The organism is Bartonella bovis 91-4, assembly GCF_000384965.1.
Lineage (GTDB): Bacteria > Pseudomonadota > Alphaproteobacteria > Rhizobiales > Rhizobiaceae > Bartonella > Bartonella bovis.
On sequence record NZ_CM001844.1, the window covers coordinates 1,320,322 to 1,333,448 of the forward strand.

At 37.1% G+C, this 13,127-nt stretch carries 13 protein-coding genes; 2 read left to right on the forward strand and 11 right to left on the reverse strand.

Annotation, left to right across the window (positions count from 1 at the left end):
* The first annotated feature begins 3 nt into the window (after positions 1–3).
* Together BBBE_RS05690 and BBBE_RS05695 are read left to right on the forward strand one after the other, a co-directional pair.
* Positions 4–2,343, forward strand: a complete 2,340-nt coding sequence (locus BBBE_RS05690; protein WP_010701584.1) for an autotransporter outer membrane beta-barrel domain-containing protein — start codon at positions 4–6, stop codon at positions 2,341–2,343.
* A gap of 119 nt (positions 2,344–2,462) precedes the next feature.
* Positions 2,463–4,808, forward strand: a complete 2,346-nt coding sequence (locus BBBE_RS05695) for an autotransporter outer membrane beta-barrel domain-containing protein (RefSeq protein WP_010701585.1) — start codon at positions 2,463–2,465, stop codon at positions 4,806–4,808.
* Positions 4,809–4,917: 109 nt separating this feature from the next.
* Here the strand turns inward: BBBE_RS05695 and BBBE_RS05700 are convergent, their stop codons facing one another.
* From BBBE_RS05700 to flgB, 11 genes are all read right to left on the reverse strand, one after another.
* Positions 4,918–6,081: a flagellin A gene (locus tag BBBE_RS05700; RefSeq protein ID WP_010701586.1), complete on the reverse strand. Its 1,164-nt coding sequence runs from the start codon at positions 6,079–6,081 to the stop codon at positions 4,918–4,920.
* A 203-nt stretch (positions 6,082–6,284) separates the two neighbouring features.
* Entirely contained in the window at positions 6,285–7,046 is a 762-nt protein-coding gene (gene fliP / locus BBBE_RS05705) for a flagellar type III secretion system pore protein FliP (protein ID WP_010701587.1), read from the reverse strand.
* On the reverse strand, positions 7,043–7,540 hold the full coding sequence (locus tag BBBE_RS05710; protein ID WP_010701588.1) for a flagellar basal body-associated FliL family protein: 498 nt from the start codon (positions 7,538–7,540) through the stop codon (positions 7,043–7,045). The genes fliP and BBBE_RS05710 overlap by 4 nt, the downstream gene beginning before the upstream one ends.
* A 109-nt stretch (positions 7,541–7,649) precedes the next feature.
* Positions 7,650–8,375 (reverse strand): flagellar basal body L-ring protein FlgH, encoded by a 726-nt coding sequence (gene flgH, locus BBBE_RS05715; RefSeq protein ID WP_010701589.1) that lies wholly within the window; start codon positions 8,373–8,375, stop codon positions 7,650–7,652.
* A gap of 18 nt (positions 8,376–8,393) precedes the next feature.
* The gene (locus BBBE_RS05720; RefSeq protein WP_022708724.1) at positions 8,394–9,152 is read right to left on the reverse strand and encodes a MotE family protein; all 759 of its coding nucleotides are present in this window, start codon (positions 9,150–9,152) and stop codon (positions 8,394–8,396) included.
* Positions 9,149–10,387 carry a flagellar basal body P-ring protein FlgI gene (locus tag BBBE_RS05725; RefSeq protein WP_010701591.1) on the reverse strand — a complete coding sequence of 413 codons (1,239 nt, stop codon included), beginning with the start codon at positions 10,385–10,387 and terminating at the stop codon, positions 9,149–9,151. Before BBBE_RS05725 ends, BBBE_RS05720 begins: the two co-directional genes overlap by 4 nt.
* Positions 10,387–10,845, reverse strand: coding sequence for a flagellar basal body P-ring formation chaperone FlgA (flgA, locus tag BBBE_RS05730; protein ID WP_010701592.1), 459 nt, complete (start codon positions 10,843–10,845; stop codon positions 10,387–10,389). The genes BBBE_RS05725 and flgA overlap by 1 nt, the downstream gene beginning before the upstream one ends.
* 5 nt (positions 10,846–10,850) lie before the next feature.
* Positions 10,851–11,639 (reverse strand): flagellar basal-body rod protein FlgG, encoded by a 789-nt coding sequence (gene flgG / locus BBBE_RS05735; RefSeq protein WP_035464694.1) that lies wholly within the window; start codon positions 11,637–11,639, stop codon positions 10,851–10,853.
* A 45-nt stretch (positions 11,640–11,684) separates the two neighbouring features.
* Positions 11,685–12,029 carry a flagellar hook-basal body complex protein FliE gene (fliE, locus tag BBBE_RS05740; RefSeq protein WP_010701594.1) on the reverse strand — a complete coding sequence of 115 codons (345 nt, stop codon included), beginning with the start codon at positions 12,027–12,029 and terminating at the stop codon, positions 11,685–11,687.
* 62 nt (positions 12,030–12,091) lie between these two features.
* Positions 12,092–12,505, reverse strand: coding sequence for a flagellar basal body rod protein FlgC (gene flgC / locus BBBE_RS05745; RefSeq protein ID WP_010701595.1), 414 nt, complete (start codon positions 12,503–12,505; stop codon positions 12,092–12,094).
* Between the two features lie 2 nt (positions 12,506–12,507).
* Entirely contained in the window at positions 12,508–12,894 is a 387-nt protein-coding gene (flgB, locus tag BBBE_RS05750; RefSeq protein ID WP_010701596.1) for a flagellar basal body rod protein FlgB, read from the reverse strand.
* Between the last annotated feature and the right edge of the window lie 233 nt (positions 12,895–13,127).

Here is a 13,127-nt window from a genome sequence, read left to right on the forward strand (position 1 = left end):
TAGATGCGTAAAAAAAGCTTTTTATTATGCACAATCAGTGGGATTTTATTTTGTTCTTATTATAACATAAACTATGCGCAAAGTAATACTAGAGGGAGAATTTCAGCTGATATTAATAATCAACCAATGGTGCTGGATAATATTAACGTTTATGACAAAGAAATTGCAATAGAGGCTGATCGTTATCCTTTAACAATTACAATGAGTAACGGGAATGTTTCAGGTTTTTACACTCTTAGTGCAAGGAATGGTGGAAGTATTAGTGCTATGGGTATCCGTGCAATAGCAGGGCACGTTGGTTTACTAACCTCAGATGGTAAGATCGGTCTTAAAGATTCAACCGTAACTATCAAGCGTGGAATCGGTATAGTCTTTCAACCACAAACAATACCTCCAGGAGGATACAATACCAATGCGGTAACGCTTACTAACACAAAGTTGTTTGTTGAAAGTGGTGTAGGTATTTTGGGGCCTTTTGCAGATGGTGTAGTTATTCTTCAAAATTCAGAAATTGATGCCGATGTTTTAATAAAAAATAAAGTGCATTCAGACAACAATAATGCTACTCTTGTACTAACAGCAAATAATTCTATCTTAAAAGGTGGTACAAGGCTTTCACAAAAAGAAGGTAGTACGAGAGTTTTTGAACAAAGAGCGACAGGTGTGACACAACATCACAATAACCAATCTTTAAGCTCTTCTACTTCAACACGAAAAATAATTCTTAATCTCAACAATGGTTCCGAGTGGACCTTAAGGGCCAGTAAAACAGAAACAGGCGAGAGAGACCATATGCTTGGTCCTGTTCGAACATCTTTAATCCTTGATATTGCTAAAAGATCTCATTCTGACATTTCTGTAATTAATATTAATGATAGTAGCATTATTTTTGAAAGTCCGACAGAAGGTCATTATCAGACATTGTATGTGGGAGCAGAAACAGATGGTCGTGAAGCAGTCTACAATGCAAGAGGTAATGTAAAACTCTACTTAAATGCTGAATGGAGTGATGATAAAAGAGCAGATCAACAAGCAACTGATCGTCTTCTTATCTTCGGTAATGTAACAGGAACAACAACGGTTTATGTCGATGTTTATGGAGATCCTACAGACATAGTTACCTCTGTTCCTTTGAACAAACGTGGACTTTCTTTAATTCAAGTTTCCGGAAAAGTGGAAGAAAATTCTTTTGAATTAGCAAATGGCTATACCACAGTTCATGATTTACCTTACAAATACGTGTTAAATGCTTATGGGCCAAAATCACGACATGGTTTAGCTGATATTAACCAAAGATTGTCTGGTGTAAATCCATATAATAATGCTTTTTGGGATTTTCGTCTACAAAATCAATACCTCCCCAACTCAAATGTAAAAGCTCTTGTGCCGCAAATGGCAAACTATTTAGTGATGCCGAATGCTCTATTCTCTGCAGGGTTCACTGATATTGAAAATCAAAATACTCTCTTAGCCAGTATTCGTGCAATGCCATGGGAAATGAAAAACTATAAAAAGAACTCTTTCTTTTTATCTTCTTATGGAAATAAAGCGACTTTATCATCTAACCGCACTGCTCTTGAATATGGTTATGGTGCTAATATCGGTTATGCTGCACTACAAACAGGTGTTGCGTTGGCTGCATTGGAAAACCAAAATATCTCTTCATATTTCGGTCTTTTAGGTACGTACGGAAAGTTATCTTTCACACCGCAAAGTATGGCAGATGTTAAAAAGACTACATTCGATAAGTGGCTCTTCACAGTTTATAGCAGCATACAGCATAATGGTGGAGTGTACATCAACACGCTTTTATCATATGGTCTTTTGAGAGGAAATATCTCTAATGCCATTATTGGTCAAACTGCAAGAGTGGATGATGCAAAAACATGGAATGCGTCCGCTACCTTAGGAAAACAGTTGATAACCAATATTGAAGGTTTGGTGTTTGAACCACAGACACAAATTGCTTATCAGCAGTTGATGTTTAATACCATTAAAGATGTTGATAAATTTAAAGTAGATATGGGAAATCCTTACCAGTGGTCAGTCCGGATGGGAGGGCGTTTGGTTAAAAATGTTAATCAATTTGAAGACGGTCGTACCCTTTCCTTCTACGGTAAACTCAATCTTATCGGTGTTTTTGGTGAAAGAAAAACAATAAAAGCTGGCAAAAAGAGCTTCCAGCTTGATCCTATAGGATCTGCAATTGAAGGGGGGGTAGGTGTTAATGCACGACTTGTTCAAAATGTTACATTCCATGGAGATATTAGTTATCAGCAAAAACTTGAAAAAGTTGGTATATCTGGAGCTATTTTCTCAGGAACATTGCGCTACCGTTTTTAAAAATGTTTATATCTTTAAATAATAAAACATATATTGTGTTTTATACTTTACATAAAATACATAATAAGCTAAATGTTTTTCTAGAGATTTGGAGAAAAATAATACTTAAGGGTATGTAGATGCGTAAAAAAAGCTTTTTATTATGCACAATCAGTGGGATTTTATTTTGTTCTTATTATAACATAAGCTATGCACAAAGTAACACGGAGGGAGCAATTAAAGCTAGTACTAAAAATGGTTCCTCTACAGTTTCTAAGGAAAATGTGAGTGTTAACGTAGGGGGGGGGGTTGCAGTAAATGCTGATGGCTCTTCTGCGACAGTTACAATAGTAGGAGGAGATGTTTCAGGCTTTTATGCTCTTAGCGCAACGAGTGGTGGAAGTATCTATGCTACAGGCATTCGTGCTACAGGTAACGTTGGTTTGCTCGCCTCAGATGGTAAAATCAGTCTTAAAGATTCAATCGTAACTGTCAATCGAGGAGCTGGTATTGTCTTCTTTTCTTACCAAGAACCACGTGAATCAAAATCAAATAATAACATAATAAAGTTTTTCAACACAAAGCTTTCTGTCGGAAGTGGTATGGGTATTTTAGGACCTTTTACAAACGGTACAGTAATCCTTAAAAATTCAGAAATTGATGCCGATGTTTTAGTAAAAAACAGAGCGCGTAAAGTAAATAGTAGTGGTATCCTTATACTAACAGCAGATCACTCTATTTTAAAAGGTGGTACAAGGATTTTACAACAAAAAGATATAGATGAAATAAAAGCGCGATTGATCGATGCAGAGGAGTACAGTGATAGAATTAGAGGGGGGCCTTTACAGCAGAAAATAGTTTTAACTCTCAATAATGGTTCCAAATGGATCTTAAGAGCTAGTAAAATGGAAACAAAAGTGGAAGATAATATGCTTGCTCCTTTCCAAGAGCGTTTAATTCTTAATATTGCTAAAAGGTCGCGTTCTGGTATTTCTGTACTTAATATCAATGATAGTAGTATTGTTTTTGAAAGTCCGACAGAAGACTATTATCAAACATTGTATGTGGGAGAAACATTGTATGTGGGAGAAAGAGTACCTGATACTCAAGCAGTCTATAATGCAAAAGGTAATGCGAGGCTTTATTTAAATACTGATGGACAAAGAGCTGATCGTCTATTTATTAAAGGCGATGTGTCAGGATCGACAACAGTATATGTTAGTGTCGATGGGGATATTATAGATGTAACCAATTCTCTTCTTTTGGGTAATCTTCCTTCTTTAAATGAGCGAGGAGTTTCTCTGATCCAAGTTGACGGAGAAGCAACAGAAAATTCCTTCAAGCTAGCTAATGGGTATATTACAATCAATAATACACCTTATAAATATGTGTTGAGCGCCTATGGACCAACCTCGCACGGTGGTCCGGCTAGTAAGAAAGAAAAATTATATAAAAGTAATAATAATAATTTTTGGGATTTTCGTCTGCAAAATCAATACCTCCCCAACTCAAATGTAAAGGCTCTTGTGCCGCAAATAGCAAACTATTTAGTGATGCCGAATGCTCTATTCTCTGCAGGGTTCACTGATATTGAAAATCAAAATACTCTCTTAACCAGTATTCGTGCAATGCCATGGGAAATGAAAAGCTATAACAAACTTTTCTTTTTCATATCTTCTTATGGAAATAAAGCGACTTTATCATCTAACCGCACTGCTCTTGAATATGGTTATGGTGCTAATATCGGTTATGCTGCACTACAAACAGGTGTTGCGTTGGCTGCTTTGGAAAACCAAAATATCTCTTCATATTTCGGTCTTTTAGGTACGTACGGAAAGTTATCTTTCACACCGCAAAATATGGCAGATGTTAAAAAGACTACATTCGATAAGTGGCTCTTCACAGTTTATAGCAGCATACAGCATAATGGTGGAGTGTACATCAACACGCTCTTATCATATGGTCTTTTGAGAGGAAATATCTTTAATGCCATTATTGGTCAAACTGCAAGAGTGGATGATGCAAAAACATGGAATGCGTCCGCTACCTTAGGAAAACAGTTGATAACCAATATTGAAGGCTTGGTGTTTGAACCACAGACACAAATTGCTTATCAGCAGTTGATGTTTAATACCATTAAAGATGTTGATAAATTTAAAGTAGATATGGGAAATCCTTACCAGTGGTCAGTCCGGATGGGAGGGCGTTTGGTTAAAAATGTTAATCAATTTGAAGACGGTCGTACCCTTTCCTTCTACGGTAAACTCAATCTTATCAGTACTTTTAGCGATGGGGGAACGGTACAAGTTGGAAAGGAGGGGTTCTATTTTGATCCTATAGGACCTGCAGTTGAAGGGGGGGTAGGTGTTAATGCACAGCTTGCTCAAAATATTACATTCCATGGAGATATTAGTTATCAGCAAAAACTTGAAAAAGTTGGTATATCTGGAGCTATTTTCTCAGGAACATTGCGCTACCGTTTTTAAAAATATTATTTTTCTTTAATCAAAAAGTTAGTACGATGTCTTTGTCTTTTGGAGATGCTAGAGTTTTATGCTTTACCAAAAGGAATTGATCTACTCAAAAAGTTCTTTTTTATTTTTGAGAAAGAATTAAGGCAGGGGAAGTGTTTTGATTAGCAATTGGAAGTGTTTGAGCACTAAGTTGTTTTTGTATCTGTAAAGCTAATAAACGTGCTGATTGAGCATTCATATTAATGTCAATCAAAGCTTTAATATTTGAATCGATATTTCTAGCTAATGTTTTAACAAGTTCCGGTTGAATACCAATTAAATCAATTGTAGAATTAATTTTAGCTTTTGCAATTAAAGTCGAAGCAATTGAATCTTGAATATTATTTTGAAGACTTTTAAGGAGGATGTCCCGTATTTCAGGGGATAATTGATCAACATCCTTCATTTTCACAAAATCTACTAAAGAAATACCATCTGCAACTATTTTAAACTCAGCTTTTGCTTTATTTAATATTTCACTATTTTTTGCATTGTCCCCAACAGCTTTTTGAGCATCATTATATGTTATTTTATTAGCCCACGAAGAATCAGCAGTGTAATGATTTTTTGTTTGAATAAAAGCATCTTTTAATTTTTGAAAGGTTTTTTGTGCCGTATCAAACGCCACTTTGGCCGCATCAAAATTTGTTGTTGTGTCTGTATTAAAAATATTCTTCAAAATGCCCTTAGACATATCGATTGTACCATCAATATTAAAAATGCCAAAGTTCAATTCTGGACCACCAGTTTCAATGCTATCAACATAGACAGTTAGACCTTCACGCCTATAAAAAGAAGGAACTTTGGCTTTCATTCCACCATTAGCAATAATACTCCTTGCACTAACAAAAGCCTCTTCAATAGCATAGGAGAGATCTTTTACATGTTCCGCAATACGATCTTGAATCTTTGAAAGATCTTCAGAACTATTTGTGTATGCAGAAATCACCAACTTTTCAATTGTATTTAACGAATCTTTGGTAAGATCAACCACAGCTTTTGCAACTTCAACCTGCTCCTTGCTCTGCTTAATAGCATCAACAACTGAAGCTATTGTAGCACTGCCATATTTCATCATTGATGAAATTGATTCATAAGCAGTATGATCTGATGTATTGCGAAGCTTTAAATCTATTTTGTGCTGATTGAACGCTCTGTCTAAATAATTATCAATTGATTGCGGTGTTTGTTGTGATGTTTGCAACGCAACAATTGCTGATTGGTTTGTAAATAAGTTTACAGCCATAATTATAGCTCTCAAAGACAAAATAAATGGGATATGGATATGCTAGGGGCTCTCCCCCAAGCTTGCATCAAAACAATAAATATCTATTAGCAATATAAATTAAAGTATATATTTATATTATAATAATAAAATACTTTGTAAAGTATTTTTATACTTAAAATATAAATATATATCTAATATAGTTAATGGTTATATTAACTATATTAAAAAGACCTTATTAAACTTCCAACAAGCAGATTCCAGCCGTCGATTAAAACGAAAAATAAAATTTTAAATGGTAAAGAAATAACTGTTGGTGGAAGCATCATCATTCCCATAGACATGGTCAATGTTGCTACAACAAGATCTATTACCAAAAAAGGTAAAACAATAAGAAAGCCAATTTCAAATCCACGGCGTAACTCAGAAATCATAAAAGCAGGAACTAAGACACGAAAATCGATATCAGCCCCTGTTTTAACATTAAAAGAAGGATCAGAAAGATCCACAAACAAATCAAGGTCTTTTTCACGAACCTGCGATATCATAAATTCACGAAAAGGTTGACTAATTTTTTCTATCGCTTTCTGTTCACTGATTTCATTTTTTATTAACGGCTGGACACCCTGCTCCCAAGCAGTATTAAATGTTGGCGCCATCACATAAAAGGTCATAAATAAAGCCAATGATATCATCACGAGATTGGAAGGTGTTGTTTGCAACCCTAAACCTGAACGCAAAAGTGAAAAGGCAATAACAAAACGAGTGAAACTTGTCACCATAATTAACAAACCAGGCGCCACTGACAAAACGGTTAACAAGCCAAAAAGCTGAACAATCCGCCCACTAATTTTGCCGTCAGTCGGTGCTAAGAGCCCCGAAAGACCACCAGTGCTTGCCAAATTTGTTTGTTGTGCAAACACGTCTGTAGCATCTGTTGTTACCAACAAAAGCATCATGAATACAAAACCGACAAATTTTTTCATTGTTCTATTACCATACTCGAAATCAAAATATTGCTTATTTTATCGTCAGAACGAATTTTAGCACGATCAAAAAGATCAGCACGTAAATTCATTAAACCCGATGGTCCTTTTACCTGTTCAATTGTCATTTGATGTAAAAACAATAAAAAATCATTCGATATATCGGCTACCATATCCGGTGAAATATTTTCACCAGGTTTAACAACTAAAGCAACTTCCATTCGAATCCAAGTTTTCTCCGATACCGCCATATTAGTCAAAATAGGAGGCAAAATAATCATATGTGAATCGGACATAATTAAACTTGCTGAAGTTTTTGTCACCGGTTCTTTAAAATCATTGGAACTTTGTGTTACTTCTTTACTCACCCATATACCAAGAAGCCACCCAGAAGCTGCAGCAACAACTGTCAAAACAACCCCAACAATCAATAATGTTTTCACACCATTGTCTTTTTTTTCTGTTTTTTCTTCTTCTATCAGCGCTTCTGCCATAAGAACCCCTTATTATACGCAAATAATGAAGTAAAATTATTTCGTTTATTGCCTGCGATTATTATTAAACAAATCTCAAATTTTAAAAGACCCTTATAATATAATTGAATTAAAAAGGTGCAATTTGATTGAGTAACTGTTGACCGTAAGGAGGTTGTTGTATTTCACTCATACGTCCACGCCCTCCATATGAAATGCGTGCTTCAGCAATTTTGTCATAATCAATCATATTATTGCCAGAAATATCACGTGGACGAACCACCCCTGCGATATTAAGAATACGCATTTCATAATTAACCCGCACCTCCTGCGAACCACTAATAACCAAATTACCATTTGGCAAAACATCCGTTACAACAGCAGCAATTGAAAGGCGAATATTTTCTTGTCGCTCTACTTTACCATCACCTTTAGATTGATTTGATGATGATGCTTCAACACCACCTGCAAGCTTTTCTAAAAATGAATACTCTGTTCCAACAGTATATTTAGAACTTGAATCACGCTTTAAGTCACTTTTATTGTTGAAACTGGCACGGTCATTAATAAATATTTGCACAGTTAACACATCACCAGGCTTCATTGCCCGTGGATCACGATAAAAGTTGTTGACGACATTAGGACGATAAAGCGAATATTTGCTTTCCTTGGGAGCCGGCGGATAAAAATGAGCCGCGCGTGAAGGTGCAAAGCCTAAATCCGCACGCACGGGAGAAAAATCTGGTGCCGAATTAAAATCCTTCGGATTATAAGAGCAAGCAGCCAATGGCACTAACATCAAGATTATGCCAGCCTTTAAAAAAAAGTGCAAAGAATATCTATGATCGTGTTTCATTTTTTTCACTCTCAATTATTACTTTGTATCAACCACTTGTTGTGTTTGTTTCTTTTTTGCCGACGCTTGTTGTGCACTCACAAGTATTTGCGTCAATTCAGCTGATTTTTCAGGAGGCAACTCATTCATAATAGCACTTGATATTTTAGGACTAAGCTTAAGCACAAGTGAAGCTGCCACAAGATCACTCATCAAAGCTAATTGAGCAGCAGCTGCATCGGGACGCATTTTTGAAATAATCTCAACCAAAGAATCCTCTGCCAGAGCCAAAAATTCATTGCGTTTTTCAAGCCAAACTTCATACTCACGCCGTTTTTCTTCTAGAATTTTCACACGCTCATTAATTTGATCGCGTAATTGTTCCAATTGTTGACGTTGCAATTGAAAACGCGCATCTGCAGCCTGGCTACCAATATTGTCACAAAAACGTTCTACCTCTTCTGTCTCTTTCTTAGACATACTCTGTGTCGATAAAACAGATGAAGCCTTTGTCTCTGGAGTATTATCTGTAAGTATCTCTGCAGACGTTGTTGCAGATGCTTTTGTAGGTGTTGTTGTAGATTCTTTTACCTGATTCAACCTGTTTTGTGCAGATTTAACCTTCTTTGTGGATGAAGGAGCTGACGCCGATTTTTGTGTTGGATTGACAACAGAAGCAAAAATAAACTTTGGTGTGGGGCTTAAATCAAGCGCGCCTTGCGCATAACCTTTACCCATTCCACACACAATGAGCATCGCCACATAAAACCAAGAAGAATAAAATTGTAATTTTATCATTGAACAACAAGCTCCGCATGAAGAGCACCTGCAGTTTTAATGGCCTGCAAAACTGCTATAATGGCTGTTGGTTTGACACCGATCTGATTAAGCCCTTTAATGAGATTATCCAAATCTACTCCATCTAAAATACCAATATTGGATACTGGCTGATCAACATCAACAGATGTTCTAGGCACAACAACCGTATCACCATCACTAAAAGGGTTTGGCTGCGAAACTTCTGGCTCTTCTGTTACACGAACCGTTAAACTACCATGTGAAATCGCCACACGTGAAACACGCACTTTTTCACCAATGACAACAGTTCCTGTACGCTCATCAACAACCACACGTGCCACTTCATCTGTAGGAACAGGAAGCATTTCAATTTCAGCAATAAAGCGCGCCATTGAAATATTACGCGGTTTATTCAAAACAACAGTCTTCGCATCACGTTCTTTAGCAACATTATGCTTATAACGCTTATTGGCAAAAATATTAATTAAATCTGACACGCGAACAGCTGTTGAAAAATCAGAGTTGCGCAATTCCAAAATAACCTCGTTACTCTGGTTGAAATTGCCCTCAATTTTCTGCTCCACCAACGCACCATTAGGAATACGACCTGATGTTGGAACACCTTGCGTTACACTTTCTGCTACTCCTTGAGCACCAAAACCAGAAATAACCATATTGCCTTGCGCTACTGCATAAGTTTTACCATCTGCCCCAAGAAGTGGCGTCATCACCAATGTTCCACCTTGCAAAGACGTTGCATCTCCCAACGCAGAAACCGTCACATCAATGCGTGATCCTGGAGTAGCAAAAGGAACCATCTCAGCCGTAACAATGACAGCAGCAATATTATTGGCACGCGATGCACCAGGAGGAGGACTCATTCCCAAATTATCAAGCATGGCTCGCATAGCTTGCTCTGTAAAAGGTGAATTTCGCAAAGAATCACCTGTACCATTCAAACCAATCACCAAACCATAACCTACCAATTGATTAGAGCGCACACCTTGAATTTCTGCAATATCTTTCAAGCGTGCGACCGCACTTGGACGAACCAAATCTGCGTAATACATTTTAGCAGGATCACCACCAGATCCTAACCAAGAAGCATCAGATGCCGCCGGAAAGGTATACTGCTCTACATTTTTGCCCCCTTCATCCGCAAACGCTGGGATAAAGACTGAAAAAAAAACTATAAAAGAAGCAAAAAAGAAACGAGAAAGAGAACGCTCAACCATTAAAAACCTACTCTCACGTCACCATTTTGTAAAACAGTGCCTATCACGATACGGCCTGAATCAGCATTACGAACTCGAATAACATCGCCTGAAGATCCTGACTGTAAAACCACACCCAAAGCAGTAATCTGCAAATTATTTGTTTGAAAAATTAACTTGGTTGTTTGACCACGCTCAACTAAAACTGGATCTCCCAAAGAAGCAAGTGAAATGGGGCGACCAGCTGTTAAAGTGCGTTTTGCAACCTTATTAAGAAGCTGATTCATCTGTGTAGCATACAAAGAAGCAGCTTCAGATTTTATAAAAAAACTTTTTTCACTTAAACCTACATCACTCACACGCTGTCCAGCATAAACGGACTTATTAGGAACGAGAAAACTGACCCTATCAGCATAAACTACTGCCGATGAAAAGCATGATAACAAAAAAGCTGTAAGTAAAAGCAAAAGCCTTTTCATAGCATTTACCTTAAATTCTTAGAAACAACCGCTGCCATTTCATCTGACGCCTGAATTACTTTAGAATTCATTTCATAAGAACGCTGCGCTGCGATTAGTTCTGTGATTTCTTTTACAGGATCAACATTAGAAGATTCAAGCATTGCCTGCATAATGCTGCCATATCCTTCATCCTTTGGAAAACCTGGTACCGGTGCACCAGAAGCAGGTGTCTCACGGAAAAGATTATCCCCTACTGCTTCCAAACCAACTGCGTTGACAAAGTTAACCAAATTAAGGCGGCCAGCTTCCACAGGATCAGGATCCATATCAGTTTGATAATAAACAATCCCATCAGGGCTTACTGTTATATTCTTACTTCCCACAGGAATCGTAATAACAGGTTGCACTAAATTGCCATCCAATGTTTCAATCTGCCCTGTTTCACTTAAATTAAAAGAACCAGAACGTGTGTAAAAAACATTGCCATTAGGATCTTGCACTTCAAACCAGCCATTTCCGTTAATAGCTAAATCCAATGCATTGCCAGTTTGAACAAAGGCCCCTTGCATATTGACCTTACGAACTGCTGCAGTGCGCACCCCCATTCCAATCATCGCACCCTCAGGTACAATGGCTTGATTGAGCATATTGGGAACACCAACTGCACGATCTGCTACATACATTAAATCGGCAAATTCTGCACGCGCACGTTTAAAACCGGTTGTGTTAATATTCGCTAAATTATTAGCAATAACATCAAGGTTTGTTTGCTGAGCAGCCATACCTGTTGCAGCAATTGAAAGTGATCTCATGACCATGTTTTTTTCCTATATTCTTTTAAACTTTCTTTAGCCTATCTAAATTTGCATCCGGCTTACTTCAAGATATGCTTGCACCATCTTATCACGTAAAGCAATAGCCGTACTTAAAGACCGCTCAGCTGCCATTACAGAATTTACAACTTCACGCACACCAACATCACTGCCAGACAGGCCACCAATAGAAAGACTTTCTGCATTTTGCAATTTCATTTCAGCTGCTCCCACAATTTCAGACAAAATTTTACTAAAACTGACACTGCTACCTTCTTCAGCCGCACCGACGGGTAAATGTTGCACAGCAGCACTATTCATCTGCCCACTTATTTGGTTTAATGAATCAAAAGAACTATGAGACATCATAGAAGTGAGGGCTTGGATCATTTTTTAACGCTCCTACAAAAATTCAAATATAAAATTCGCTGATAAAGAAATTCATGGCTTTATCATTTCAGTAAATCAATTGTCTGTGAAACCAAATCGCGTACCTGGCGGACAACTTGTAAATTCGCTTCATAAGAGCGATTTGCTTCACGCATATCTGCCATTTCTACAATAGAATTGACATTGGGATATTTCACATAGCCATTACTATCAGCAGCCAAATGCCCTGGTTCATAACGCATAATAAAAGGCGCTTTATCATTACCAATACGTGTTACTTGTACGCCCTGTGTGTCACTATAAGGGTTAAGAGCAGCTTCAAAACTGACAGTCTTGCGTCGATAAGGCGCCGCACCTGGAAATTTTCCTGTTGAATTGGCATTGGCTAAATTTTCAGCGATAATACGCAAACGCATTGACTGTGCACTTAAACCTGTTGTAGCAACTTGCTCTGCCGCGATTAGTCTATCAGCCATAATTACGATCCTCCTTTAACTGTCACCATCATCATACGATGAAAAGCTTTAACAATGGCAGTATTGAGAGACATCTCACGATTAATCTCCCCGCCTTTACGCATTTCTTCTTCTAAATCAACATTATTCCCAGAATGCGTAATTTCCATCACATTTTCAGAGCGAATAGCTTGGGCTTCCATACCATTGTCAGTCAAATCTATATGACGAACATTGGTAACAGCCATAGAAATCTTTTGATTTTGCAAAACAGTCGGAAAATCTTGAACATCACGAGCTTTGTACCCTGGTGTATTAGCATTAGCCACATTACTAGCGATCGCCTTCTGGCGCACAGTTAACCAATCTGCTTGTTTATTGGCAATATCAAAAAGATTGACTGAATCCATAATCTATAACCTTTAACTCTTGGGAGAAGTAATAAGAAAATAATCTTGTGCGAGCCTTGTCTGTATGTTTTTTAAAATAAAGCAAAAATATCGACTTATATTTATTCTTTTTAAAAAATAAGCTAAAAAATAAATTATATAATGTATAAATTTTATATAAACCTTTCCTTTTATAAGTCATAAAATCAAGACAGTGACTCTTATTTGAAAATTAGCTCTTTAGTCTCATAAAC

Bases quoted from the DNA above. Each gene is read 5' to 3' on its own strand.
- BBBE_RS05690 (WP_010701584.1), top strand. From the start codon at position 4: ATGCGTAAAAAAAGCTTTTTATTATGCACAATCAGTGGGATTTTATTT.
- BBBE_RS05695 (WP_010701585.1), top strand. From the start codon at position 2,463: ATGCGTAAAAAAAGCTTTTTATTATGCACAATCAGTGGGATTTTATTT.
- BBBE_RS05700 (WP_010701586.1), bottom strand. From the start codon at position 6,081: ATGGCTGTAAACTTATTTACAAACCAATCAGCAATTGTTGCGTTGCAA.
- fliP (WP_010701587.1), bottom strand. From the start codon at position 7,046: ATGAAAAAATTTGTCGGTTTTGTATTCATGATGCTTTTGTTGGTAACA.
- BBBE_RS05710 (WP_010701588.1), bottom strand. From the start codon at position 7,540: ATGGCAGAAGCGCTGATAGAAGAAGAAAAAACAGAAAAAAAAGACAAT.
- flgH (WP_010701589.1), bottom strand. From the start codon at position 8,375: ATGAAACACGATCATAGATATTCTTTGCACTTTTTTTTAAAGGCTGGC.
- BBBE_RS05720 (WP_022708724.1), bottom strand. From the start codon at position 9,152: ATGATAAAATTACAATTTTATTCTTCTTGGTTTTATGTGGCGATGCTC.
- BBBE_RS05725 (WP_010701591.1), bottom strand. From the start codon at position 10,387: ATGGTTGAGCGTTCTCTTTCTCGTTTCTTTTTTGCTTCTTTTATAGTT.
- flgA (WP_010701592.1), bottom strand. From the start codon at position 10,845: ATGAAAAGGCTTTTGCTTTTACTTACAGCTTTTTTGTTATCATGCTTT.
- flgG (WP_035464694.1), bottom strand. From the start codon at position 11,639: ATGAGATCACTTTCAATTGCTGCAACAGGTATGGCTGCTCAGCAAACA.
- fliE (WP_010701594.1), bottom strand. From the start codon at position 12,029: ATGATCCAAGCCCTCACTTCTATGATGTCTCATAGTTCTTTTGATTCA.
- flgC (WP_010701595.1), bottom strand. From the start codon at position 12,505: ATGGCTGATAGACTAATCGCGGCAGAGCAAGTTGCTACAACAGGTTTA.
- flgB (WP_010701596.1), bottom strand. From the start codon at position 12,894: ATGGATTCAGTCAATCTTTTTGATATTGCCAATAAACAAGCAGATTGG.